This is a genomic window from Amycolatopsis sp. La24 (assembly GCF_029087445.1).
GTDB lineage: Bacteria > Actinomycetota > Actinomycetes > Mycobacteriales > Pseudonocardiaceae > Amycolatopsis > Amycolatopsis nivea.
In genome coordinates this window covers 1-24,820 of the sequence record NZ_JARACH010000028.1, presented here as the reverse complement: position 1 = coordinate 24,820, position 24,820 = coordinate 1, and the positions used below count along the sequence as shown (strand labels likewise).

At 68.6% G+C, this 24,820-nt stretch carries 21 protein-coding genes, 1 tRNA gene and 1 pseudogene; 6 read left to right on the top strand and 17 right to left on the bottom strand.

Features of this window, described 5'->3' with window-relative positions; genetic code table 11:
* Nucleotides 1-23: 23 nt before the first annotated feature.
* The 7 genes from PUT80_RS24995 to PUT80_RS24965 form a co-directional block, all read right to left on the bottom strand.
* Entirely contained in the window at nt 24-458 is a 435-nt protein-coding gene (locus PUT80_RS24995; RefSeq protein WP_037808901.1) for a helix-turn-helix transcriptional regulator, read from the bottom strand.
* A 5-nt stretch (nt 459-463) separates the two neighbouring features.
* Nucleotides 464-1,648 carry a molecular chaperone DnaJ gene (gene dnaJ / locus PUT80_RS24990; RefSeq protein WP_037808903.1) on the bottom strand — a complete coding sequence of 395 codons (1,185 nt, stop codon included), beginning with the start codon at nt 1,646-1,648 and terminating at the stop codon, nt 464-466.
* 33 nt (nt 1,649-1,681) lie between these two features.
* Nucleotides 1,682-2,389 (bottom strand): nucleotide exchange factor GrpE, encoded by a 708-nt coding sequence (gene grpE / locus PUT80_RS24985; RefSeq protein ID WP_275293678.1) that lies wholly within the window; start codon nt 2,387-2,389, stop codon nt 1,682-1,684.
* Nucleotides 2,386-4,251, bottom strand: coding sequence for a molecular chaperone DnaK (dnaK, locus tag PUT80_RS24980; RefSeq protein ID WP_043831585.1), 1,866 nt, complete (start codon nt 4,249-4,251; stop codon nt 2,386-2,388). The genes grpE and dnaK overlap by 4 nt, the downstream gene beginning before the upstream one ends.
* Before the next feature lie 187 nt (nt 4,252-4,438).
* A complete protein-coding gene (locus tag PUT80_RS24975; RefSeq protein ID WP_275293677.1) occupies nt 4,439-5,845 on the bottom strand; it encodes an alpha/beta hydrolase in 1,407 nt (468 codons plus the stop codon).
* Nucleotides 5,842-6,060 carry a hypothetical protein gene (locus PUT80_RS24970; protein WP_275293676.1) on the bottom strand — a complete coding sequence of 73 codons (219 nt, stop codon included), beginning with the start codon at nt 6,058-6,060 and terminating at the stop codon, nt 5,842-5,844. Before PUT80_RS24970 ends, PUT80_RS24975 begins: the two co-directional genes overlap by 4 nt.
* Nucleotides 6,061-6,079: 19 nt before the next feature.
* Nucleotides 6,080-6,856 carry a DUF4097 family beta strand repeat-containing protein gene (locus PUT80_RS24965; protein ID WP_037808915.1) on the bottom strand — a complete coding sequence of 259 codons (777 nt, stop codon included), beginning with the start codon at nt 6,854-6,856 and terminating at the stop codon, nt 6,080-6,082.
* Nucleotides 6,857-7,018: 162 nt separating this feature from the next.
* Here PUT80_RS24965 and PUT80_RS24960 point away from each other — a divergent pair, with 162 nt between their 5' ends.
* Nucleotides 7,019-7,558 carry a YbhB/YbcL family Raf kinase inhibitor-like protein gene (locus PUT80_RS24960; RefSeq protein ID WP_134727701.1) on the top strand — a complete coding sequence of 180 codons (540 nt, stop codon included), beginning with the start codon at nt 7,019-7,021 and terminating at the stop codon, nt 7,556-7,558.
* Between the two features lie 43 nt (nt 7,559-7,601).
* Nucleotides 7,602-7,802: a hypothetical protein gene (locus tag PUT80_RS24955; RefSeq protein ID WP_275293675.1), complete on the top strand. Its 201-nt coding sequence runs from the start codon at nt 7,602-7,604 to the stop codon at nt 7,800-7,802.
* Here PUT80_RS24955 and PUT80_RS24950 read toward each other — a convergent pair.
* The 3 genes from PUT80_RS24950 to PUT80_RS24940 are packed head-to-tail and all read right to left on the bottom strand — an operon-like array spanning nt 7,780 to nt 9,147.
* Nucleotides 7,780-8,220 (bottom strand): GNAT family N-acetyltransferase, encoded by a 441-nt coding sequence (locus PUT80_RS24950; RefSeq protein WP_037808918.1) that lies wholly within the window; start codon nt 8,218-8,220, stop codon nt 7,780-7,782. The genes PUT80_RS24955 and PUT80_RS24950 overlap by 23 nt on opposite strands.
* 43 nt (nt 8,221-8,263) lie before the next feature.
* Nucleotides 8,264-8,824, bottom strand: coding sequence for a TetR family transcriptional regulator (locus PUT80_RS24945; RefSeq protein ID WP_009085017.1), 561 nt, complete (start codon nt 8,822-8,824; stop codon nt 8,264-8,266).
* Nucleotides 8,821-9,147: an SMR family transporter gene (locus tag PUT80_RS24940; protein WP_043831594.1), complete on the bottom strand. Its 327-nt coding sequence runs from the start codon at nt 9,145-9,147 to the stop codon at nt 8,821-8,823. Before PUT80_RS24940 ends, PUT80_RS24945 begins: the two co-directional genes overlap by 4 nt.
* Nucleotides 9,148-9,316: 169 nt before the next feature.
* Here PUT80_RS24940 and PUT80_RS24935 point away from each other — a divergent pair, with 169 nt between their 5' ends.
* Nucleotides 9,317-11,608 carry a (Fe-S)-binding protein gene (locus PUT80_RS24935; protein ID WP_037808921.1) on the top strand — a complete coding sequence of 764 codons (2,292 nt, stop codon included), beginning with the start codon at nt 9,317-9,319 and terminating at the stop codon, nt 11,606-11,608.
* A 209-nt stretch (nt 11,609-11,817) separates the two neighbouring features.
* Nucleotides 11,818-12,810: a cation diffusion facilitator family transporter gene (locus tag PUT80_RS24930; RefSeq protein WP_134727704.1), complete on the top strand. Its 993-nt coding sequence runs from the start codon at nt 11,818-11,820 to the stop codon at nt 12,808-12,810.
* On the opposite strand, the gene PUT80_RS24925 is transcribed toward PUT80_RS24930, so the two are convergent.
* From PUT80_RS24925 to PUT80_RS24910, 4 genes are all read right to left on the bottom strand, one after another.
* Nucleotides 12,804-13,493 carry a CAP domain-containing protein gene (locus PUT80_RS24925; protein ID WP_275293674.1) on the bottom strand — a complete coding sequence of 230 codons (690 nt, stop codon included), beginning with the start codon at nt 13,491-13,493 and terminating at the stop codon, nt 12,804-12,806. The two genes, PUT80_RS24930 and PUT80_RS24925, sit on opposite strands and share 7 nt — an antisense overlap.
* A 103-nt stretch (nt 13,494-13,596) precedes the next feature.
* Entirely contained in the window at nt 13,597-16,188 is a 2,592-nt protein-coding gene (gene rph / locus PUT80_RS24920; RefSeq protein WP_275293673.1) for a rifamycin-inactivating phosphotransferase, read from the bottom strand.
* A gap of 174 nt (nt 16,189-16,362) precedes the next feature.
* Complete coding sequence (locus PUT80_RS24915; RefSeq protein WP_275293672.1) at nt 16,363-20,349, bottom strand: hypothetical protein; 3,987 nt, start codon at nt 20,347-20,349, stop codon at nt 16,363-16,365.
* 63 nt (nt 20,350-20,412) lie between these two features.
* On the bottom strand, nt 20,413-20,883 hold the full coding sequence (locus tag PUT80_RS24910) for a MarR family transcriptional regulator (RefSeq protein WP_043831607.1): 471 nt from the start codon (nt 20,881-20,883) through the stop codon (nt 20,413-20,415).
* Between the two features lie 71 nt (nt 20,884-20,954).
* Between PUT80_RS24910 and PUT80_RS24905 the strand changes: the two genes are divergently transcribed.
* Nucleotides 20,955-22,151 carry an FAD-dependent monooxygenase gene (locus tag PUT80_RS24905; RefSeq protein ID WP_275293671.1) on the top strand — a complete coding sequence of 399 codons (1,197 nt, stop codon included), beginning with the start codon at nt 20,955-20,957 and terminating at the stop codon, nt 22,149-22,151.
* Here the strand turns inward: PUT80_RS24905 and dcd are convergent.
* Nucleotides 22,148-22,729, bottom strand: a complete 582-nt coding sequence (gene dcd / locus PUT80_RS24900) for a dCTP deaminase (RefSeq protein WP_037354328.1) — start codon at nt 22,727-22,729, stop codon at nt 22,148-22,150. The two genes, PUT80_RS24905 and dcd, sit on opposite strands and share 4 nt — an antisense overlap.
* Nucleotides 22,716-23,924, bottom strand: a complete 1,209-nt coding sequence (locus tag PUT80_RS24895) for an oxygenase MpaB family protein (protein ID WP_275293670.1) — start codon at nt 23,922-23,924, stop codon at nt 22,716-22,718. Before PUT80_RS24895 ends, dcd begins: the two co-directional genes overlap by 14 nt.
* 115 nt (nt 23,925-24,039) lie before the next feature.
* Here PUT80_RS24895 and PUT80_RS24890 point away from each other — a divergent pair.
* A tRNA-Gly gene (locus PUT80_RS24890) sits at nt 24,040-24,110 on the top strand.
* 382 nt (nt 24,111-24,492) lie between these two features.
* Here the strand turns inward: PUT80_RS24890 and PUT80_RS24885 are convergent.
* Nucleotides 24,493-24,820, bottom strand: a pseudogene (locus PUT80_RS24885) (hypothetical protein); the annotation flags it as partial.

Below are 24,820 nucleotides of genomic sequence, written 5' to 3'. Positions count from 1 at the left end.
GCGGGAGGGCCGTGAAGAAATGCTCAGCGGCGCTTGGGTTTCCAGACCACCAGCGAGGTAGTTTGCCGCAGCGGCACCAAATCCTTGCGATAGGACGCGTGCACCGCGGCGGCGGCTTGTTCGGCGGCCGCGTACGCGGCGGCGAGTTCTTCAGTCAGCTCGTGCACCCGGGACTGCAGCGCGTCGACCTGGTTCTCCAGTTCGATGATGCGCTTGATCCCGGACAGGTTGACCCCGTCCTCCTGCGAAAGGCGCTGGACCTCGCGCAGCAGGGCGATGTCGCGCAGCGAGTAGCGCCGCCCGCCGCCGGCGGTGCGGCCCGGCGAGACCAGGCCGTGCCGGTCGTAGGAGCGCAGCGTCTGCGCGTGCAGCCCGGAAAGCTGGGCCGCCACCGAAATCACGAACACCGGGGTGTCCTCGTCCGCGCCGTGCGGGAGTCCCGGATTACCGCCGAACATCACCCTCACCTGCCTTCGAGCAACTCGGTGATCTCAGGCCGCGGGTCGTGGCCCTTCATCGCCTCGGCGTAGGCCTCGAGTGCCGACCGCGCCGCGTCGTCGAGCTTCGCCGGGACCGCCGCCTCCAGGGTGACCAGCAGGTCGCCTTGCGCACCGTCCCGCTTCTGAATGCCCTTTCCGCGCACTCGCAACACTCGTCCGCTCGCGGTACCCGCGGGCACCTTGAGCGACACCTTGCCTTCGAGCGTCGGCACCGTGACCGTGGTGCCCAGCGCGAGTTCGGTGAAGTCCACCGGCACGGTGAGCGTGAGGTTGAGGTCCTTGCGCCCGAACAGCTTGTGCGGGGCCACGTGCACGCGCACGTACAGGTCGCCCGCCTGCGCGCCGCCCCGGCCGGGTTCGCCCTGGCCTGCCAGCCGGATCCGCTGGTCGTCCTTCACGCCCGGCGGGATGCGCACGGTGAGCGTGCGGGTGCGGGTGCTGACGCCCTCGCCGCCGCACTCCGGGCACGGGTCGTCGATGATCTTGCCCCGGCCGCGGCAGTCCTGGCACGGCTCGGAGAACGCGAACGCGCCCTGGCTCCGGCTGACCAGCCCGGACCCGCTGCAGGTCGGGCAGACCCGCGGCGAAGTGCCCGGCTTCGCGCCGTTGCCGCCGCAAGTGGAACAGGTGGCCGGGCTCGACAGCCGCAACGGCAGCGTCGCGCCCTTGACCGACTCGAGGAAATCGATCCGCACGTCGGTCTCGACGTCCGCGCCGCGCTGCGGCCGGTTCGCCGTGGCACCGGCGGCCCCGCCCCGGCCGCGGCCGAAAATGCCGCCGAGGATGTCGCCGAGCCCGCCGAAACCGCCCTGCTGACCCTGCGCGCCCGCCTGGTTGAACAGGTCGCTCATGTCGAACCCGCCGGCGCCGCCGCCACCGGGGAAGCCGCCGAATCCGCCCGCGCCGCCGGAGCCGAAGAGCGTGCGCGCCTCGTCATACTCCTTGCGCTTGGCCGGGTCGGACAGCACGCCGTACGCCTCGGACACGGCCTTGAACTTGTTCTCGGCCGCGGTGTTGCCCGCGTTGGCGTCCGGGTGGTTTTCCTTGGCCAGCTTGCGGTAGGCCTTCTTGATCTCGTCCGCGGTCGCGTCGGAGGAGACACCCAGCTCTTTGTAGAAGTCCTTGCCGATCCACTCCCGAGCACTCATCGGGTGTCTCCTCCTTTCGCTGCAAACCGATTGTTACTGCTGGCCGGACTCATCGACCGAACCGTCGAGCGGCAGTTCGCCGCCGACCGGCGGATCGACCGGCTGCCCCGCCGGGGCTTCGCCGGGCTCGTGGTCGGTCACGCCGACCAGAGCCGCGCGCAGCACCCGCTCGCCGAAGCGGTAGCCGCGACGCATCACCAGGGTGACCGTCGGGCCCTTCACGTCCGGGGACGTCGTGTGCTGCACGGCCTCGTGGATGCTCGGGTCGAACTCTTCGCCCTCGGCCCCGAACGCTTCCAGGCCGGACCGCTCCAGGCTGGAGACCAGCTTGTCGGCCACCGCCTTGAACGCGCCGGTGAGGTCGCCGTGCTGCTCCGCACGCTGGAGGTCGTCCAGCAGCGGCAGCAGATCGCCGACCACGGACGCCTTCGCGCTCTGCACCACGGCCTCGCGGTCGCGGTCGACCCGCTTGCGGTAGTTCGCGTACTCCGCCTGCAAACGCTGCAGGTCGGCAGTGCGCTCGGACAGTTGCTTTTCGACATCCGAGGTGGCCGAAACCGCTTCGTCCACGGAATCGCCCAGCGAGGGGCCCGCGTGCTGCGCGGGCTCCTCACCGGCCGGAGTCTCCTCCACGGCGGGCGGGCGGACCTCGCCGGTCTGCGGGTCCACCCGTCGCCGATCCCGCACGACTACCGGTTCCTCGGGGCCAGTGCCCTCGGTCTCGGAGTGGCGGGGGGTCACTTCTTCTCGTCCTCTTCCACGATCTCGGCGTCGACCACGTCGTCCGCCTTCGACTTCGGAGCGTCGCCCGCGGCACCGGCCGCGCCCTCGGCACCCGGAGCGCCCTCGGCGCCGGCCGCGCCCGCGTTCGCGTACAGCGCGCTGCCCATCTCCTGCGAAGCGGTGTTCAGCTTCTCGATGGACTCGCGGATCTTGGCCGAGTCGGTGCCCTTGAGCGCCTCGTTCGCCTCGTCGATCGCGGTCTTGACCTTGCCCTTGAGGTCCTCGGGCAGCTTGTCGTCGTTGTCCTTGACGAACTTCTCGGTCTGGTAGACGAGCGTCTCCGCCTGGTTGCGGGTCTCCGCTTCCTCGCGGCGCTTCTTGTCTTCCTCGGCGTGCGCCTCGGCGTCCTTGACCATGCGCTCGATGTCGTCCTTCGGCAGCGCGGAGCCGCCGGTGATCGTCATCGACTGCTCCTTGTTCGTGCCGAGGTCCTTCGCGGTCACGTGCACGATGCCGTTGGCGTCGATGTCGAAGGTGACCTCGATCTGCGGCACGCCGCGCGGGGCCGGCGGGAGACCGGTCAGCTCGAACATGCCGAGCTTCTTGTTCGCCGCGGCGATTTCGCGCTCGCCCTGGAACACCTGGATCTGCACCGACGGCTGGTTGTCGTCCGCCGTCGAGAAGATCTCGGACCGCTTGGTCGGGATCGTGGTGTTGCGCTCGATCAGCTTGGTGAAGACGCCGCCCTTGGTCTCGATGCCCAGCGACAGCGGGGTCACGTCGAGCAGCAGGACGTCCTTGACCTCGCCCTTGAGCACGCCCGCCTGCAGCGCGGCACCCACGGCGACGACCTCGTCCGGGTTCACGCCCTTGTTCGGCTCGCGGCCGCCGGTCAGCTCCTTGACCAGCTCGGACACCGCCGGCATGCGGGTGGAACCGCCGACGAGGACCACGTGGTCGATGTCGCCGACCGCGATGCCCGCGTCCCGGATGACGTTGTTGAACGGCTGACGGGTGCGCTCCAGCAGGTCCGAGGTGATCTTCTGGAACTCGGCGCGCGACAGCGTCTCGTCGAGGAACAGCGGGTTCTTGTCCGCGTCCACCGTGATGTAGGGCAGGTTGATGCTGGCGGAGTTGGAGCTGGACAGCTCGATCTTCGCCTTCTCGGCCGCCTCGCGGATGCGCTGCAGCGCCATCTTGTCCTTGGTCAGGTCAATGCCGTTGGTGGCCTTGAACTTGTCGACCAGCCAGGTGACGATGCGCTCGTCCCAGTCGTCGCCGCCGAGGTGGTTGTCACCGGAGGTCGCGCGGACCTCGACGACGCCCTCGCCGATCTCCAGCAGGGACACGTCGAACGTGCCGCCGCCGAGGTCGAAGACCAGGATGGTCTGTTCCTTCTCGCCCTTGTCCAGGCCGTAGGCCAGCGCGGCCGCGGTCGGCTCGTTCACGATCCGGAGCACGTTCAGGCCCGCGATCTGGCCGGCCTCCTTGGTGGCCTGCCGCTGCGCGTCCTCGAAGTACGCCGGGACGGTGATCACCGCGTCGGTGATCTCCTCGCCCAGGTACGCCTCCGCGTCGCGCTTGAGCTTCATCAGCACGCGCGCGCTGATCTCCTGCGGCGTGTAGGCCTTGCCGTCGATCTCGGTCTTCCAGTCGGTGCCGATGTGCCGCTTCACGGACCGGATCGTGCGGTCGACGTTCGTGACGGCCTGGTTCTTCGCCGGCTGGCCGGTGAGCACTTCGCCGTTCTTGGCGAAGGCGACGATGGACGGGGTGGTACGGGAGCCTTCCGAGTTGGCGATGACCGTCGGCTCGCCGCCCTCAAGGACGGCGACGACCGAGTTGGTCGTGCCGAGGTCGATGCCGACCGCTCGCGCCATGGTGCTTCCTCTCGTGTTCTGGACTGGGTTGCTGCTATGTTCGTGACCTGCGGTTTCGAGGCACTCTTGAGTACCTTCTTAGCAGGTTCTCGAGGTCTCGCGCACGGCCCGGTTTTCCAGACTTGAGCCGACCGCGCTCAACCTTGCTATCAGGATAACGGCGGACCCCCCGGTCTTGTTCCCGGGTTCACCCGCAGAATTCGCCCCGCGGCGGTGTGACGCCACTCACCAGGTACCTGGCTTCGGCCCGCCGCACGCATTCGGAGTTGAGCAGCCCGGTGTGGCCGTCGCCGAGGTACGTGAGCAGCGCCGATCCGTCGATGCTCGCGGCGAGCCCGCGGGCCCACGGCAACGGCGTCGCCGGGTCGTGCGCACCGCCCACGACGAGGATCGGCGGGGCTCCGCGCACCGGATGCGGCTGCGGCGGGTTCAGCGCGGGAAGCGGCCAGCCGGTGCAGCCCGCGGAGAGGTCCCAGTACTCGCTGTAGCGCCAGCTGTGCGGGGCGACCGCGCGGATCACCCCGGCTGTCGCGCGCAGGTCCGCCCATCCGGTGAACGGCGACGGGAAGTCCTGGCAGCCGATCGAGCGGTACGCGCCGTAGGTCTCGCTCGCGAACGACGCGTGCTGGGCGAGCGTGCTCGCGTCCGGGTCCGCCAGGGCGCGGCTCAGCTCGGGCCACTCGGCGGGGAGATAGAGGTAGCCGTACGCGCCGGAGGCCAGTTCCTCGCCGGTTGCCTTGCGGCCCAACGCTTTCGCGTACGCGCCGTGGGCAACGAGGTCGTCGTAGCGGGCGAGCGCGTTCTTTCCGTGCAGCGCGCAGCCCGTCGAACGGTCGCACCACCCGGCGAACCGCCGCAAGGCGTCCTCGGTGGCAGCGGCCTCCTCGACCATCGCCTGCCGCATCGGCCGGGCATGGTCGATCGCGCCGTCGAGCACCATCGTGCGCACCCGGTCCGGATGCTTCGACGCGTAGACCGCGCCCAGTTCGGTGCCGTACGAGACGCCGAGCCAGGAGATCTTCTGCTCGCCGAGCGCGCCGCGGATCGCGTCGATGTCCTCGGCGGCGCTTTGGGTGTCGACGTGCCCGAGCATCGGGCCGGTCTTGGCGAGACAGTCCTCGCCGGCCGCGCGGTTGTGCGCGACGAAGGCGTCGTACTGCTGTCTGGTGGCCGGGAAGAGACCGATCTCCGGGTCGTGCAGCTTCGCCGGGTCACAGCTGATCTTCGGATCGCTGAACCACACGCCGCGCGGGTCGAAGCCGATGATGTCGAAGCGGTCCCGCAACGGTTTCCGCGCCGAGCCGATGACCTTGGGGTCGAGTCCGCCGAAGCGCACGAAGCCGACCCCGGATCCGCCCGGCCCGCCCGGATTGACCAGCAGCGATCCGATCCGGTGCTGCTGGTCCGCCGCGGGCAGTCGGGTGAGCGGGAGGTGCGCCGTGCCGGTTTCCGGATGGGCGCGGTCGATGGGCACTTCGACCTGGCTGCATTGCGCGGTCGGCTCCTGCTCGGTCCCGCACGGCGTCCAGGTCAACGCCGGGGTCGGTGCGCTGACCAGCGGAAGCAGGGTCAGCACGGCGGCGGCCAGGTTCATGCCCGGCGCACCCGCGCCGTCCCGTCGTCGGCCGCGGTACGGAGCACGACTGCCTCCGCGTTCCGGACGACCCCTTGCTGCACCGGGATTTCCACCACCGCGACCGGCGTCGTGGCCTGCGGTTCAGGCGAGTGGCCGACCGCCGCGGTGATCGCGAACGCCCCCACCGCGCCCGCCAGCACCGCGGCGAGCAGCCGCGTTTCGAGTTTGCGCATGATGTGTCTGTTCTCCCCTTCAGACGGCCTTGACGGTGACGCTGCCGCTGTCCGTGTTCAGCTCGAGCGTCTTCGCGTCCGGACCTGAGTTCTGCGGAATGTCGATGCTGCGGTGGCCGCTCTCGCTGTTGCCGGTGACCTGGTAGGACCCGGAGCGCGGCACGGACACCTCGACGCGGCCGGAGTCGGCCTGCGCCTTGACGTTGTTGGGCTGGGTCAGCGTGAGCTCGATCCGCCCGCTGCCCGCGGAGACGTCGACCGGCCCGCGCAGGCCGTCGCCCTCGATCCGGCCGGACTGGCTGTGCACCCGCACCTCGCCGACGTTGTGCAGTTCCGTCGAACCGCTGTCCAGCTGGAGCTTGACCAGCCCCGGAACGTCCTGCATCCGCGCCTGCCCGGAATCGGCGGTGACGTCGACGCTGCCGACGCCCGCGAAGTCCAGCGTGCCGGAATCGGAGTTGCCCGTGACCGGAATTCCGGGCGGGACGATCAGCTCCATGTCGGCGGTGCAGTTGCGGCCGCAGTCGACGATGACGAGCTGGTCTCCCTCGACGCGGTAGGCGTCGCCGGGCGCGCCGCTGAAGTGGTAGCGGAGGGTCTGGTGCACGCGAGCCGCGCCGGGAGCCGTGCGGATGCGCACGTCGCCGGAGCCGTTCTCCAGCTTCACCCCGCGGATCTCCTGCGTCAGCGTCGCGTCCCGCGAAACCGTGGAACCGAACCCCCACCCGCCGAATCCGATCGCCACCCCAACGCCGATCACCGCGATGCCGGCCACTGCCAGAAGCGGGCGTGCCATGTCAGTTCCCCTCAGTACCACTCTCGGCTGTCTGGAGAGACGTTAGAAGGTGCGGGCCCCCGGGGACATCCGGTAAACCCCCCGAAACATCCCTGAGGCGGCGACCGGAGGGCCAGGGTCCTAACCTGGCGGCCGGAGAGCCCCGTTGATCAGGAGGAACCCATGCCCCAGCCGCCCAATCCGTACGACTACCTGCCGTCGGTTCCCTCGTTCACGCTGCGCAGCACGGACATCGCCGACGGCGAGACCCTGGCCCAGCCGCACCTCTCGGGCATCTTCGGCGCCGGCGGCGAGGACCGCTCGCCGCAGCTGGCGTGGGAAGGCTTCCCGGAAGGCACCCGCAGCTTCGCGGTGACGGTGTACGACCCGGACGCCCCCACTGCCAGCGGGTTCTGGCACTGGGCGGTGTTCAACATCCCGGCTTCGGTGACTTCGCTGGAGGCTGGCGCGGGCGACTCCGCTGGGTCGGGGCTGCCCGATTCGGCGGTCACGCTTAAGGGTGACGGCGGGGTTCGGCAGTACCTGGGCGCCGCGCCGCCTCCCGGACACGGGCCGCACCGGTACTTCTTCGTGGTGCACGCGCTGGACGTGGAGACGTTGGAGGTGCCGGAGGACGCTACGCCCGCGTTCCTGGGGTTCAACATGTTCGGGCACACGCTCGGGCGGGCCACGTTGGTGCCGGTTTACGAGAACAAGGGCTGAGGTGTCCGGGGTCGCGGTTGCGGCTGAGCAACCGCGACCCGACGTGGTTGGCGCAGTCGTCCTGAACGCCAAGGGACGCGCGTTCGTCCAGCTCCGCAGCGCGGACCGCGAGCTCTACCCGAACACGTGGGACGTCGTCGGCGGGAAGGTCAAGAACTGCGCACCCGGCGACACGTTGATCCGGGACGTCGTGGCCGCCGCCCTCTTCGTCCACAATGGATCTACCGGAGAGACTCCCGGTTGACCCCCGCGCGTTCGAGGAACCGGCCCTTCGTGTGCTCCTCGAACCCGAACTGCCGGTACAACCCGTGCGCGTCCGCGGTGTGCAGCATCCAGCGGAAGCCTGCTCCCGGCCCGTGGTCGATCATCTCGCGCACGAGTTCCTTGCCCAATCCGCTTCCGCGCGCGGACTCGACCACGAACACGTCGCCGAGATACGCCGAGGTCACTCCGTCGGAGAAGGCTCGGGCGAAGCCGACCTGCCGTCCGTCCGCGCGCGAGTAGGCCCCGACGACCCGCCACGATCCGGCGATCGCCGCTTCCACCTGTTCTCGCGTCCGCCACCGGCCCCAATAGGCCTCGGTGGAAAGGAATTCCCACAGCACGTCGAGGTCGAGCCGCTCCCGCCGGTCGTCGACCTCGTATTCACCCACGACCCTCATGCCCGGCAAGCTAGCCGACCGGCTCCGGGAAACTCCACCGAATTCAAGCGGGTTTGAGCAGGTAGTCCACCACCGGACGCAGCTCCTCCGCGGACGGCGGCTCGTCGTCGATCAGCCCCTGGATCAGCAGCCCGTCGATACCCGCGAGAAACACCCGGAACGCGACCTCGTCGTCATGCCGGACCATCGACGTCAACACATCCAGCCACCGCCGCGCCGCCGGGCGCAGCTCGGGTTTGCGCGCGGCCAGCAGGTACAGCTCGTACTCCGCCATCGTGCGCCCACGCCGCGGCCCCAGCGCCTCCGCGAGCAGGCCAGCCACCTCTTCGGCACCGCGGCTGCCGCGCGACCGGGCGCGGTCGATCATCCAGTACACCTCGGTCGCCATGTCTCGCGCGCACGAGATGAGCGTCGCTACGAGCAGGTCGTCCAGCGAGGAGAAGTGATAGGTCGTGGACGTCGTCGGCACGCCCGCTTCAGCGGCGACCGTGCGGTGCGTGACCCCGGCGACGCCGTCGCGTTCGATCACTCGCAGGGTCGCCTCGATGATCTCCGTCCGGCGCTTCTCGCCGCGCGCCTTGCGGCCGTCGGTCTGGATTTTCACGACTGGCTCCCGACCTCGATGAGCACCACCCCGCCGACCACGAGCACCAGCCCGGAGATCACCGCGAGGTTGATCGGCTCCTTCAAGAACAGCACGCCGACCAGCGCGACCAGCGCCACGCCCGCCGCGGCCCAGATCGCGTAGGCCACCCCGATCGGCAGCCCGAGCTTCAGCACCCGCGACAGCGCGAAGAACGCCAGCCCGTACCCGACGACCACCAGGATCGACGGCGTCAGCTTGGAAAAGCCCTCGGAGAGTTTGAGCGAAATCGTGGCGGTCACTTCTGCGGCGATGGCCAAAGCGAGGTACAAGTAAGCACCCATAGCTCAATAAAGTACCTGAACGATCGTCCCACTTGCTAGCGAGGCGTGCACCACATCGGTGGGACTTGGGACCGTCGGACCGGTTACCCATCAGTAAGAAGCGTTACCCTGCTCGGCACCGGCGCGCTCGCGCGGCGGCACCACCACACCGGACGAAAGGCACCCGACGATGGGCGCTGTACAGCTGACGCTCGGGGGGATTTCCGTCCTCCTGGGCATCGTCGCCTGGGGAATGTTCATAGCGACCATTGCCCGCTTCGTGCGGGTGATCAAGCTCGGCCAGCCGGACGCCACCCGCAACGGCCCGTTCATGGCGCGCTTGATGACCCTCATCAAGGAGTTCGCGGCGCACACCCGCATGGCGAAGTTCCGCCAGGTCGCCCCGTGGCACTGGCTGGTCATGTGGGGCTTCCTGATCGGGTCGCTCGCGCTCTTCGAGGCCTACGGCGAGGTGTTCGTCCCGACCTGGGGCTGGCCGATCCTCGAGGACTGGTCGCTGTGGAGCCTCCTGATGGAGCTGCTCGGCGTCGGCACGGTCGTCGGCGGCGTCGCGCTCGCGATCATCCGGCAGCTGAACCACCCGCGCCGGGCCGACCGGCTGTCGCGCTTCGCCGGCTCGAACTTCAAGTGGGCCTACTTCGTCGAGGCCGTGGTGATCGTCGAGGGCATCGGCATCATCGGCGTGCGCGCGGGCAAGGCCGCGATGCACGTCCACGAGACGCCGACCTGGGCCGCTTTCGTCTCGAACCCGCTCAGCGAGCTGCTGCCCTCGAGCGCGGCGCTGGTGTCGGTGTTCGCCTTCATCAAGCTGATGAGCGCCACGGTCTGGCTGATCGTCGTGGCCCGCACGATGACCATGGGCATCGCCTGGCACCGGTTCAGCGCGTTCTTCAACATCTACTTCAAGCGCGAGGCGGACGGCGGCGTCGCGCTCGGCAAGGTCAAGCCGATGATGAGCAAGGGCAAGGTGCTCGACCTCGAAGAGGCGGACCCGGACGAGGACACCTTCGGCGTCGGCGCGATCGAGGACTTCAGCTGGAAGGGCTGGCTGGACTTCTCCACCTGCACCGAATGCGGCCGTTGCCAGTCGCAGTGCCCGGCGTGGAACACCGGCAAGCCGCTGTCGCCGAAGCTGCTCATCACGCAGCTTCGCGACCACGCCTACGCGAAGGCGCCGTACCTGCTCGCGGGCGGCAAGCGCGACATGGCCGGCGACGAGGTCGGCCTGTCCGGCGACAACATGTACGCGGGCATCGATGTCCTCGCGATCGCTGAGTCGCAGAAGGCGCTCGTCGGCGACGACGGCGGCGTCATCGACCCGGACGTCCTGTGGTCCTGCACCTCCTGCGGTGCTTGCGTCGAGCAGTGCCCGGTCGACATCGAGCACGTCGACCACATCGTGGACATGCGCCGCTACCAGGTGATGATCGAGTCGTCGTTCCCCACGGAGCTGAACGGCATGTTCAAGAACCTGGAGAACAAGGGCAACCCGTGGGGCCAGAACGCCAAGGACCGGCTGCAGTGGACCGAAGACCTCGACTTCGAGGTCCCGGTCTTCGACGGCGACCTCGGCGACGCGGAGTACCTGTTCTGGGTCGGCTGCGCCGGTGCGTTCGAGGACCGTGCGAAGAAGACCACGCGGGCCGTCGCGGAACTGCTGCACATCGCGGGCGTCAAGTACACCGTGCTCGGCTCGGAGGAGTCCTGCACCGGTGACCCGGCTCGCCGCGCGGGCAACGAGTTCCTGTTCCAGATGCTGGCGCAGCAGAACGTCGAGGTGCTGAACTCGGTGTTCGAGGGCCGGGAACGCAAGGCGCGCAAGGTGGTCGTCACCTGTGCGCACTGCTTCAACACCCTCGCCAACGAGTACCCGGAGCTGGGCGGCCAGTTCGACGTCGTGCACCACACGCAGTTGCTGAACCGCCTGGTGCGGGAGAAGCACCTGACGCCGGTCGCGCCGGTCGCCGAGGACGTCACCTACCACGACCCCTGCTACCTGGGCCGGCACAACAAGGTCTACGACGCTCCCCGCGAGCTCGTCGGCGCGTCCGGTGCGCAGCTGCGCGAAATGCCGCGGCACGGCGACCGCTCGATGTGCTGCGGCGCGGGCGGCGCGCGGATGTGGATGGAAGAGAAGATCGGCAAGCGGATCAACGTCGAGCGCGTGGACGAGGCGCTCGGCACCGCTCCGTCGAAGATCGCCACCGGCTGCCCGTTCTGCCGCGTGATGCTCACCGACGGCGTCACCTCGCGCCAGAGCGACGGCATGGCGAGCGAAAAGGTCGAGGTCGTGGACGTCGCGCAGCTGCTGCTCACCGCGGTGAAGCGCAAGCCGGAGCCGGCACTGGTCGCCTCGGGCGCGCCGTCGCTGGACGAATCGGACGCGGAACTGTCCGCCAAGCCGGACGTCCCGACCGACGAGAAGCCGACCGGAACACCGTTGCCCGAGGGCGACGACTGAGGTTCTCGCTGACAAACGGCCCCTGGTATCCGCGGATGCCAGGGGCCGTTTCGTTGCCGGGACGTACTGCTGGGTCGGGTTGCTGCCCGCCGTCAACGCCGGCTTCGCCGCGACGGTCGAACAGTCGGCACTGGTCGTGGGCGCGCTCGCCCTCGTCGTGGCTGCTTGCAGCAGGCGGCGTACCCCGCGGTGCCGTTAGTCTTTCCGGCGTGAGCGACGAATCGGAGGGCGGCGGCGAAAGCACTCTCACCGTGGTGCTGGCCGGTGGGGTGAACCTGGCGATCGCGGTGCTGAAGCTCGTCGCGGGCATCATCACCGGATCGGGCGCGATGCTGTCCGAGGCCGCGCATTCGGTCGCCGACACCATCACCGAGGTGCTGCTGCTCACCGCGTTGAAACGGTCCGAGCGACCGGCTGATCGCCGCCATCCGTTCGGGTACGGCAAGGAGCGGTATTTCTGGTCGCTGCTGGCCGCGGTGTCGATCTTCGCTTCCGGTGCGGTTTTCGCGCTGTACGAAGGATTCACCACCGTTTTCGGAGAAGGCGCGGAGCAGACGAAACCGATCGTCGGCTACATCGTGCTGGCGCTGGCTTTCGCGCTCGAATCGGTGTCGTGGGCACAGGCCGTCCGCCAGGTCCGACGCGACGCGAAAGCCGAGCAGCGGCCGTTCTTCGCCTACCTGCGGATGATCGACGACCCGGCGCCCAAGACGGTGCTCTTCGAGGACTCGGCGGCGCTGGTCGGTCTGCTGCTCGCGTTCGCCGGGATCGGGCTGCACCAGCTGACCGGCTCGGACGTGTGGGACGGCATCGCGTCGATCCTCATCGGCGTGCTGCTCGCGTGCGTCGCGTACCTGCTCGGCAGCACGAACCGCGGTCTGCTGGTGGGCAGGCAGGCGGATCCGCGCCTGGTCCGCGGCATCCGGGATCACCTCGGAGCTGCGCCGGAAATCGACGCGCTGGTGGATCTGCAGACCATGCTGATGGGCACCGACCACGTCCTGGTGTGCGCCCGCGTGGACTTCGACGACGCTCTCGGCGCTGCCGATCTGGAACGCGCGTGCGTGCGGATGGCCGACGAATTGAGCGAGCGGTTCCCGGACGTCGCGGAGGTGTTCATCGAACCGGTGCCGCGGACGGATCCGAAGCTGCGCGCGACGGTGCTGGCCCGGTACGGCGTGCCGCCGCGACCGAATCAGTAGCCGAAGTCCTGGGTCCAGTACCAGCCGTCGGTCGTGACGCCGACGCCCAGCTTCTTCAGCGAGCAGTTGAGGATGTTCTTGCGGTGTCCGCTGGAGTTCATCCACATTCGCATCACCTGGTCCGCGCTGGTCGCGCCCTTCGCGATGTTCTCCGCGCCCGGTTTGGGATATCCCGCGGCGGTGATGCGGTCGGCGAAGCTCTCGCCTTCCGGGGTGTCGTGGGAGAAATAGTCGCGCTGCGACATGTCGTCGCTGTGTCCCTGCGCCGCCTGGTCGAGATGGGGTTCCTCGGCCACCGGAGCGCAGCCCGCCTTGTCCCGCTCGTCGTTGACCAGTGCGATGACCTGGCCCGCCAGCGTCGGCGCGCTGCGCGGCTTGGGTGCCGGCTTCGCGCTGCTGCTCGTCGGAGTGTCCTCTTTGGACTCTTCAGTCGACGGCGGCGGCGGGGGCGGCGCGGGAGTGGCCGAGGTCGACGGCGGTGCCGTAGTCGCGGGCGCGCTGCTGCTCGGGGTCGCCGACGTGGAAGACGCCGGCGACACCGCGAACGGTCGCAGCGCGCCCGAGGACAACCCGCCGTCGCGCGTTTCCGGGACAGCGACGCTCAGTGTGCCGAGGTGCCCGGAGCGCAGCGCGAACGTCCCGCCAGCTGCTCCGAGCCCCCCGAAGAGAACACTGAGAGTCACACTTACGACCCGAACGCGCACACTAATGGAGGACACAGCCGCGGAAACTATCACGAACTGATTACGATGGTTACCTCCAAATGGCGCAGCGGCCGGAGACCCACTACCCAGCGTCGAGGACCTCGACGTACCCGTCCGTCCCGTTGACGCGGATCCGCTGTCCGTCCTTGATCAGCTTCGTGGCGTTCTGCACGCCGACGACCGCGGGCAGGCCGTACTCCCGCGCGATCACCGCGCCGTGCGTCATCTGGCCGCCGACCTCGGTCACCAGGCCGGTGATCGCCACGAACAGCGGTGACCAGCTCGGATCCGTGTACGCCGTGACGAGGATGTCGCCCGGTTCGAGATCGGCGTCGCCGAGATCCAGGATGACGCGGGCGCGGCCCTCGATCGTCCCGGCGGACACCGGCAGCCCGCCCAACGCGCCTTCGGGCAAGTCGTCGCGGCGGTAGCTGCCGGAAACGGCCTCGCCATCCGAGGTGAGCACGCGGGGCGGCGTCATCGATTCGTAGGACCGGAACGCTTCCTTGCGCTGCTGGATCAGCTCGCGGTCGACCTCGCTCGTCCGCACGACCTCCTGGAATTCCTGCAGGCGCAAGAAAAAGAGGTCCTCCGGCTCGTCGAGCACGCCAGCCCGCACCAGCCGCTCGGCCTCGCCCAGCAGAGCTTCCTTGTATACGAAATAGCGGCTGATCATGCCGTACTTCGGATACTCGCGGTACCCGGTGAACGTGCGGACGCGCTCGATCATCCGCTCGGTTTCCTCGGCCTTCGCCGCGCCGTCCGGCAAGGCGCGCAACCGTTCCAGGACCTCTTGTGCCTTGTCCAGCGCTTCCTGACGGCCCTGTTCGAAGCGGCGCTGCCCGGCCCCCGGCTCGAAGTTTTTGATGTTGGACAACAACATCGGCACCAGCGCGACCGGCTGTTCGCTCCACCGCGGCCGGGTAATGTCGATCTCGCCGACGCAGCGCATCCCGTACTTGTCGAGGTACCCCTGGATCGCGGCGCGCGATTCCTCCCCGCCGGCCAGCTTCGGGAGTTCGTCCAGGAAACCGTTGTCCTCGACGTCCTGAAGGAACGCGACGACCTCGGGATGGGCGCGGAGCACGTCGGCGACGTCAAGGAGCGCCAGCCCCATCTCCGCGGTGACGTTGTGCGGGACGGATTGGGTGAGCGTGTCGGCGACATTCTTTTCGCCAAGCCACTCTTGGAGGTGGTCATTCAGCCACCAGGTCGCTTGCATCGCCGCGGTGAACACCTGGTGGCTGCGCCGGTCGAAGAGGATCCGGCGCATTTCCTCGACGTCCTCGAAAATGAAGTCGAGCAGTTCGCTGCCGGACTTCGCGGCGATTTCTCGCTGCAGCTTGGCGATGGAGGCCTCGCTGTGCTGGATCAACTCGGTGACGACGGCCGGATCGGTTTCGATGGTGGCCGGTGCGGCGCCGGGGATCTGCTCGCCGGGTCCGTCGTCGTCGGACAGCGGGAGGAAGCCCTCGCGGGAAAGGACGGTCTCCAGCGCGTCCGCCATCAGCGGATCGGATTTCCCCACCACCGCGAGGAAACTGGCGCGGCTCTTGGGCACCGACAGCAGTGCGGTGGCGTCCGCGAACAGCCGCCCGCCCGCCTCGGCCATCGGACGCGGGGTCGTCAGCTGCCAGACCGACAGGCCCAGCGGCTTCATCGCGTCGGTCATCATCTGCTGGTGGCCGACGGAGAGGTAGACGTGGTTTCCCTCGTCGGCGGCCGCCGGGAGCGGGAACAGCGTGGTGATCGGGCGACTCTGCACGATCTGAAACTCGTCGTCGGCCAGGCACCATTCGATGTCCTGCGGGCGGCCGAAATGCGCCTCGATCGTGCGGCCGAGTTCCACGAGCCGCAGGACCTGGTCGTCAGTCAGCGCGGCCTGTTCCTGCTGGTCCGCGGCGATCACCTGCTCTTCGGTGCCGCCGCCCTCGACGGCCAGGATGGCGCGTTGCTTGGCGGAGACCGCCTTGTCGACGATCACGCCGTCGCGGACCTGGTAGTTGTCGGCGTTGACCAGACCGGAAACCAGCGCCTCGCCGAGGCCGAAGCTGGCCTCCACGACGGCGGTCTTCCGATTGGACGTCACCGGGTCGGCGGTGAAGAGCACCCCGGCCGCCTGCGGGAACACCATCTGCTGCACGACCACGGCCATGTGGACTTTCCGGTGGTCAAAGCCGTTGCGCAGCCGGTAGGTCACCGCGCGTTCGGTGAACAGCGACGCCCAGCACCGGCTGATGTGCCGCAGGACCGCGTCCGCGCCAAGGACATTGAGGTAGGTGTCCTGCTGCCCGGCGAAGGAGGCGCCCGGAAGGTCCTCCGCGGTCGCGCTCGACCGGACCGCGTAGGCGCGTCCGTCCACCAGCGCGTCGGTGATCTCCTTCGCCAGATCGTCCGGGATCGCGATCGCTTCCAGCGCTTGCCGGACCTCCGCGCTGCCCTCGCTGATCGCGTCCCGGTCGTCCGGGTTCAGGTTCGCCAACCGGTCCAGCGGCCCGGCCAGTTCCGGCGCGTTCTCGATGATCCGCTCGAACGCTTCGGTCGTCACGCAAAAACCGGGCGGCACGCGGACCCCGTCGATCCGCGCGAGTTCGCCCAGATGCGCGCCCTTGCCCCCGACGATCGCGACCTGCTCCCGGTCGATCTGCCCGAGACCGAGCACGTAGCTGCCCATTCGTTCGTTTCCCCCGTCTGTGGTCGTTCCCGGCTTTCGCTCGCCTGCCGAGCGGAAGCCGGGTCGGCTGGAGATTCTGCGGTACCACCCGGGTCTTGCGGCAAGCCCCCCGATGCGTTATAAGTTAAATACGGCAGGGAGAGATGTTCTTCGCTGCCTTTTCTTTTGCCCGCCTCAGGGGCTCACCTTCGTCGTCGTGGTGGCTTCCTTGGTCACCGGGCGTCCGGTCTGATCCGTCGCGGTCGCGGTGGTCGTCGTGGTGACGTCCGCGCGAGCCGAAAGCGTGCAGGCGCGGGTGACCTGTTCGCCAGGGGCCAGCTGGGTGACGGTGAACGAGCAGACCGGGTCCGCGGCGCGAACGGTCACGTCGTGCAAGAGCGCGTCGCCGGTATTGCGGAGGGTGCTCACATAGGTCACCGGGTCACCCGGCCGGATCGGTTGGTCCAGGTGATCGCGGCGCAGGTCCAACGCCGGGTGAAGCACCGCGAAGTCGGCTTTCCCGGTCGCGGTCACCGGCGGGCCCGACGGGGCGGCCGCGGTCGCGGTGAGCGGGGCGGCGCTTGCCGGTGCCACGCACTGGTAGCGCTGGGTTCCGCCGACCGGCAGCTCGGCGAAGGCGTGCGCACAGGCAGGGTCGCCGGCCACCCGGACGTCGTGCAGCGGCTGGTCGCCGGTGTTGGTCACCACGACCTCGAACGGCACCGCGTCGTCGGCTCGATACGCGCTGCCCGGGGCGTATTTGGCGACGGACAGCGCAGGCTTCTTCACCTTGAACGACGCCTGGGCGGAAGCGCTCACCGTTCGCTGCGTCGGGTCGGTGCCGGTCACCTTCGCGGTGTTCGTGAACCCGGCCGCGCCCGCGGTGATCGAGCACTGGTACTCGACTTGAGCGTCCGGGGCCAGGCTCGGGATCTGGTGCGCGCAGGCCGGGGTGCGATCGTCCACAACGGACACCGCGGTCAGCGGGACGTCGCCGACGTTGCGGACCAGCAGCGAGAAGGTGACCTTGTCGCCCTGGCGCACCTCGTACGGCTGGGCGTCCTTCATGATCGCGAGTTCCGGGTGGATGACGTCGATCTTCGCCGAGCCGGACGCGGTGACCGGGCGGTTCGTGGGGTCGGTTCCGGAGAGGGTGGCGAGGACGGCGAAGTCGTCCGGTTTGGCGTTCACCGTGCACTGGTAGCTCTGTGCGGCACCGGGTTCGAGGCGGTCGAACTTCTTCGGGCACGCGGGATCAGTGCTGGTCACCGCGGTGAGCGGGACGTCGCCGGTGTTGGTGACGGAGACCGTCACGGTGAGAGTGTCGCCGACCCGCGCGACGGTCGGGTTCGCCGAGGTCAGCACGGTGAGCGCGGGATGGATCACGTCGATGTGCGCGTCGGCGGACGCGGTGAGCGGCGGGCCGACCGGCGGGGTGCCGGTGATGTGCGCGGTGCTGACCGCGTCGTCAGCGGGGGCGGGGATGGTGCAGTCGTAGGTTTTGTTCGCTTTCGGGGCGAGGGTGTCGAGGGCTTTCGCGCACGGGCCCTGGTCGGTGACCTTGACGGCGGTCAGCGGGGCGTCGCCGGTGTTGGTCGCGGTGATGGTGAAGGTGACCGGGTCACCGGCGCGGAAGGGGCCGCCGTGGACGGTCTTCGTCAACGACAATCCCGGGTGCACGACGGTGAACGCAGCGTCAGCGGTGGCGGTTACCGTGCCGCCGATCGGGTCTGCGGCGGTCACCTTCGCGGTGTTCGAGTAACCGTCATGCCCGGCTTTCGTGGTGCAGGTGTAGTGCTGTTCTTCACCAGCGGCCAGGGTGGGGAAGTCGCGGGTGCAGCCGGGGGTCTTTTCGTCCACAATGGACACCTTGGCCAGTGGCACGTCTCCGCTGTTGCGCACGGTGATGGTGAAGGTGACTTCGTCCCCCTCGCGCACCTGCGTCGGCGCGACAGTTTGGGTGAACTGGACGGCGGGGTGGATGACGTCGACGTGTGCGCTCGCGTTCGCGGTGACGGGGCGGCCGGACGGGTCGGTGCCGGTGACCGTCGCGTCGCTGGTGAGATCGTCAGTCGCGGGCCGGGTGCAGGTGTAGGTCTGCTTTGCCTGCGGGGCAAGGGTTCCCAGCCGCTTCGCGCATTCCGGGACACTCGGGTCAGCGACCTGGGTGTCGCGGAGTTCGGTGTCGCCGGCGTTTGTGACGGTCAGGGTGAACGTCGCGGGCCCACCCGGGCGCACGACGGTCGGCGTCACGCTCTGCGCGAGCGTGACGAGCGGGTGGATCACGTCGATTGCTGCCTCCGTCGCCGCCGTCACCGGCGTTCCGACCGGCGGTTTCGCGGTGACCTGCAGTGCTTCTGTCACGTCGGCACCCGGTGCGGTAGTGGTGCAGTCGAACGCCCAGTTAGCTCCGGGGGCGAGGGTGTCGTGCTGTTGTGCGCAGCCATCGGCACGGGCCATTGTCGTGACGGCCAGTCCGGTGAGCGGCACGTCGCCGGTGTTCGCCACGACGACATGAATTGCGATGGAGTCGTTTTCGCGGAACGGTCCACCTTGGACAGTCGCGGTCAAGGTGACTGCCGGATGCTGCACGGTGAACGACGCGCTCGCCTTTGCGGTGACCGGACGGCCGGTTGGATCGGTGCCGGTGACGGTCAGGTCGTTCGTGAAGCCCTGCGTTCCGGCGACCGTGGTGCAGGTGAAAGTCTGCTTTCCTTGTGCGGCAACAGTTCCGAGGGTTCGCGCGCATTCGGCGACCCGGTCGTCTGCCACGGTGACGTCGTGGAACTCGGCGTCGCCAGCGTTGCTTACCGTGACAGTAAAGGTGACACGGTCCCCCTCGCGCACCTGCGCGGGCGCGGCGGCGACGGAAGCTTCCAACGTCGGGTGAACCACATCGATCCGCGCCTCCGCGGTCGCGCGCTGTGTCGTTCCGAGCTGATCTTTACCATTCGCGACAACGGTATTCGTCACGTCGTCCGCCGGAGCTAACTGTTCGCACTTATACGTCTCGACCGCGTTGGGCGCCAACGTGCCGAATTTGCGGACACAACCGGGCACGCTGTCGTCGGCCACCGCGACGTCGTCGAGCGGCACGTCCCCGGTGTTGCGCACGGTGACAGCGAAGGTGACACGGTCCCCCTCGCGCACCTGCGCGGGGGAGGCGGCAGCGGTGACCGCGAGGGCCGGATGGATCACCGTGACGGTGGCCGAGGACTTGGCCGTGACCGGTCGTCCGGTGGCGTCCGTACCCGTGGCGGTAACGCTGTTTGTGGTGGTGAGCGCGGGTTTCGCGGTACAGGAGTAGGTCTGCTGGGTGCCCGGCGTCAGTACGCCGAAGGACCGCGAGCACTCCGGAGTCAGGTCGTCGGTGACGTCGACCGGGTTGAGCGGGCTGTCACCGGTGTTGCGCACGGTGATCTTCCAGGCGACCTGGTCCCCGCCGTGCACCACCGGCGGGACAGCCTCCTTGGAAACGGAGATCGCGGGCGTGATGAGGGGGACTTTCGCGTCCGCGGTCGAGCTGACGACTTTGCCGAGCGGGTCGATGCCCTTCACGGCCGCGCGAGTTCCGTTCGGCAGCGGCACGGTTGCCGTGCAGGTGCCCACCACCGATTGGCCCGGCGCAAGGGCTCCGATGGCGCGTGCGCACGAGGGGACCGCTGGGTCGGCGATGGTCACGTCGTGCAGCGGAACGTCGCCGGTGTTGCTGGTCTTGAGCGTGAAGGTCGCCTGATCGTCAGCACGGTAAGCCGGTTTGTCGACCTGTTGACTCAACTTCAGGGCCGGGCGGAGGACATCGACGTTGCTGCCCGCCGAAGCCGACACCTGCTGCCCGCCGGAACCCACGCCAGTCGCCTTGACCGTGGCGACAAACCCCTTCTCCGGCGCGGCGAACGTGCATTGATAACGCGCACTGGCCCCCGGAGCGAGGGTGCCGATCTTCTTGCCGCACTGCGGGTTCCGCTCGTCCACGACGTCCACATCGGACACCGGGACGGAAGCCGGATTCGTCACGCTGACCGTGAACGTCACCTGGTCGCCCGCGTGCACCCGATGCGGTTCGGCGACCGCCGTGACCTGCAATTCCTGCGCCGGCCGGGGTGCCGCATACGCCGCGGGGGTCAGCAGAGTGGCCACCAGGCCGAGGACTAAGAGCAGACGTTTCCCGGCCGAAACCATGCGGGCAAGTTTTCCACCATCCGGTGACGCCGCGGCGATTTCTTACCCGGCAGTGGGATTACCTCACTCCGCTGAGCGATGAGTGAGACGCACGGTTGACTCGTGGGTGATCGCCGCCGCCTGATCGAGGAAACCGATCACCGTTTGGAGTTGCTCGTCGGAGTAGCCGGCCGCGACCGACTTCGTCGCGGCGACGATGTAGTCCCACAGCGGCGCGACGCGCTCGACGTTCGCCGGGTCGACCCGGACGAGGACCTTCCGCCGGTCGTCGGGATGCGGCATCCGGTTGACGACGCCCTTGCGCTCGAGCCGGTCGACCAGCGCGGTGACCGACGCGGGCGCGAGCCCGGCGTACTCGGCCAGCTCCTTCGGCGTGAGCGGACCGAGCCGGGCGAGGTAGTCGGTGACCTTGCTCTCGACCGGCGAAAGACCGTTCTGCTCAGCGAGCGCGGTGTGGAACATGACCGTCTCGGTCGACAGCACCCGCGCACGAAGCAGCAGCTCAGCGACCAGATCCTCGCGTTCGCTTGACATGCCCCGGAGTCTAGCGGACTATTTAGTTCGATAGAACGAATTACTTTCCAAGATATTCGAAGGGGCGAATCATGGCACGGATCTTGATCGCCGGCGGGGGCATCGCGGGGGCGATCACCGCGATCGCGCTGCACGAGGTGGGGCACGAACCGGTCCTGTACGAGGCGTACGACCGCAGCGCGGAAGGGGTCGGCGCGTTCCTGACGCTCGCCGTGAACGGCCTCGACGCGCTGACGCCGTTAGGGCTGAAACCGCTGGTCAAAGACCTGGGTTTCGACACGCCGCGGATGACGCTCGGGCTCGGCAACGGGCGCCGGCTCAGCGAGTTCCCGCTCGGCGGCGCGCTGCCGGACGGCACGGTGAGCCAGACCGTCCTGCGCTCCGATCTCTACGTGACGCTGCGCGACGAAGCGGTCAGACGCGGCGTGCGCACGGAGTTCGGCAAGCGGCTGACCGGTGCCGAACAGTCGGCGGACGGCGTCACCGCGGTCTTCGCCGACGGCACGAAAACCCACGGCGACCTGCTGATCGGCGCGGACGGGCTGCGGTCGACAGTCCGCCGGATCCTGGATCCTTCCGCCCCGTCGCCGCGGTACGTGCCGCTGCTCAACACCGGCGGTTTCGCGCGCGGCCTCGACCTCGACGACGAGCCCGGCATCATGCACATGGTGTTCGGCCGCAAGGCCTTCTTCGCGCACGTACTCGCCCCGGACGGCGCGGTCTGGTGGTTCGCGAACGTGCCGCACGCCAGCGAACCGACCGAATCCGACCTCGCCGGGATGCGCGGCCCCGGCTGGCGGAAGCGGCTGCTCGACCTGGTCCGCGCGGACCGCACTCCGGCCGCGGCGATCATCGAGGCGAGCGAAAACATCTACGAACCGTGGGCGACGTACGACTTCCCGACGGTCCCGGTGTGGCATCGCGGCCGGATCGGCCTCATCGGCGACGCCGCGCACGCGACGTCACCGGCGGCCGGGCAGGGTGCGGCGATGGCGATCGAGGACGCGGTGACGCTCGCGATGTGCCTGCGCGACGTCGCCGACCCGGCGGCCGCGTTGACCACCTTCGAGGCGCTGCGCCGCGAGCGGGTGGAAGCCGTTGTGGCCCAAGGCAAACGCAACGGCGACGCCAAAGCCCCCGGCCCGATCGGCCGGGTGCTCCGGGACTTCTTCATCACGCGCGCGATGCGCAAACCGGCCACCGACGACCCGAACCGGTTCATGTGGGAGCACCGGATCGACTGGGCGGCGCCGGTGAAGGCGGCTTAGCGCCAGGTGTCGACGCGGTGGAAGTTCTTGTACGCGCGGCTCGGCGTCGGCCCGCGCTGCCCCTGGTAGCGGGAGCCGGCCTCGCTGGAGCCGTACGGGAATTCCGCCGAGCTGGACAGCCGGAAAATGCACAGCTGGCCGATTTTCATCCCGGGCCACAGCGTGATCGGCAGGTTCGCGACGTTCGACAGCTCGAGCGTGATGTGCCCGGAGAAGCCGGGGTCGATGAAGCCCGCGGTGGAGTGGGTGAGCAGCCCGAGGCGGCCGAGGGAGGATTTGCCCTCGAGCCGTCCGGCGAGGTCGTCGGCGAGCCGGACCTGCTCGAACGTGGACCCGAGCACGAACTCGCCGGGGTGCAGCACGAACGGCTCGTCGCCCTCTTTTTCGACCAGCGAGGTCAGCTCGTCCTGCTGCAGCTGCGGGTCGATGTGGGTGTACTTGCTGTTGTCGAAGACCCGGAAGTAGCGGTCGAGCCGGACGTCGATGCTGGACGGCTGGACCATGGCAGGGTCGAAGGGGTCGATGCCGAGGCGGTCGGCGTCGAGCTCTTTGCGGAGGTCACGGTCACTGAGCAGCACGGATGCAGCCTATCGGGCGGGCAGGCGCGGCCGGGGCGCCCCTCCGTCCGAACACCGCGTCCATCCGCTTGAGGTACCGCCGCCGCCCGAACGCGCCGAGCGCTTCCTGCAGCGCAGTCGCACCGGGCACCAGCTGCCGCACGGTCTCCGCCGCGTAATTCACCCCCGCGGCGGCGAGCACCGCGGCCTGCGCGACCGGGTTGTCCGGCAGCCCGAGAAAGTCGGCGTTGTCCCGCCCGAGCACGAGCCGGCTGATCGCGGAGTGCACACCGACGTTTACCTGCGCGAGCACCTTCCCGGCCGCCCCGCGCCCCTCGCCGATCGCCGCGTGCGTGTCGACGAGGGCGCGGGCGAGCCGGACGGAGTCGTCGTCGGGGATGAACTCGGTGGCGGCGAGCATCCAGAGCAACCGCCAGGCGTCGTCCTCATCGGCGGGCAGCAGCTCGTCGGCGACGCCCATCAGCCAGCCGACGTAGCGCCAAAGATGCAGGATGTCGGCCTTCTCGCGGGCGGTGTAGCGGAGGCCGAGCAGCTGGGTGCCGAAGACGTAGACGAGCGAGAAGAGCAGGAGAGTGCCCGCGGTCTGGACCTGATTGACCGGCCGGTCCCATCGGTCGTAATCCCAATCCGGCCGGTTGTTCATCGCACGCCGGACGTGCGCGTGCACCAGCCGGATCCTGAGCGCGGCCTGATACCCCGTGCGGTGCTTTTGGAGCGCGCCCGGCGTGGTGACGTCAATCCACCACGCCGCGGTCTCCACCAGCCGCCGCGGTGCCCGATGCTCGATTTCCCCGGTCCCGACCAGGGATTTCGTCGCGCGTGAGGCCAGGTAGCCGCCCATGAGCGACATGTCGCCAAGGGGGAAGAGCCCGAGCAGCCCAGCGCGGGTGATCGCCTTCGCGCCGCGGACGAGCCTTTGCTGGTCGACCCAGTACGGGGTGGCCTCGACCTCGTCGATGAAGTCTTTCAGCTCCGGGTGAACCTGTTCCCCCGCCAACGCCTGGTCGACGCGGCTTTGCTGGTGGGGCTCCCGGTGCAGCCACTCGACGACGGCGTCGGCCAGGGCGTCTTCCTGCTGCGCGAAGGTACGGAGCCGCTTGAGCTGCGCTTCGTCGGCGGTGGCACCCCGGCTCCGGGCGGCCAGCCGGAACCCGCCTTGCCGGAACATCTCAGGAGACATCTCGGGGTCGTCCATCGCGCACCTCCGCACCGTGGGTCGACAACAAGTGTTGTCACTTTGGCGGGGGAGCGTCAAGGCGTAGCCCCGCTGGACATGGGGGTGCCGTGGTTGTGTATGCTGGCGGAGCACTGCGGATGTAGTTCAATGGTAGAACATCAGCTTCCCAAGCTGAATACGCGGGTTCGATTCCCGTCATCCGCTCTCAGAGAGAAGCCCCGGGTCCCACCAGATGTTGTGGGCCCGGGGTTTTTCTATGGACAGTCTGAGCCAGCGCCGTCCGTTGTCCGCTTATGCACGGCCACTAACCACGAGTCGAATCCACTCTGCGATGACCGTTTCTTCTTTTCTTCACGAGGCTGGAAGGTTCCACAGTCAAGACCAATGCCGGGAACTTAAGGCGGAAGCGCGTCGCCCAGTTCGAAGGGGTTGGCGGGACCGCAGTGGCTACTGCCGGGGCCGGTACCCGGGTTTTGCGGTCCGTGAGGGGACCCCTGAGGGAATCTGATTCCCTCAGGGGTCCCCTCACGGACCTGAAGACGCAGTCGGATAGCGAGAAATCGGCTTAAGTTCGCGGCATTGGCAGTCAAGGCAGCGGAGCGAACGCAGAAATATGCTTCGGCTTGGCGACCGAAAAGTGACGCGTATTGAGGGTTGCCACCCGCGTGATGCCGAGCCGCTCAGCCAGTGCGACGACATACGCATCGCCAGGTTCTCGACGGGCCACTTCCTTGGCGCGCCGGCCGAGGTCGTGTTCACCTTCGAACACGCCTACCGTGCGAAACCGGGGACTGTTCCAAGATCGGTGTTTCCGGCCCGACACGCCGGGCTGAGGTCCGGCGGGATGGGCACTGTGAGTGATGACATCGGAGCTTGTGAGTCCACGTAAGCGTGACGAGAAGCCGGCGCGGGAG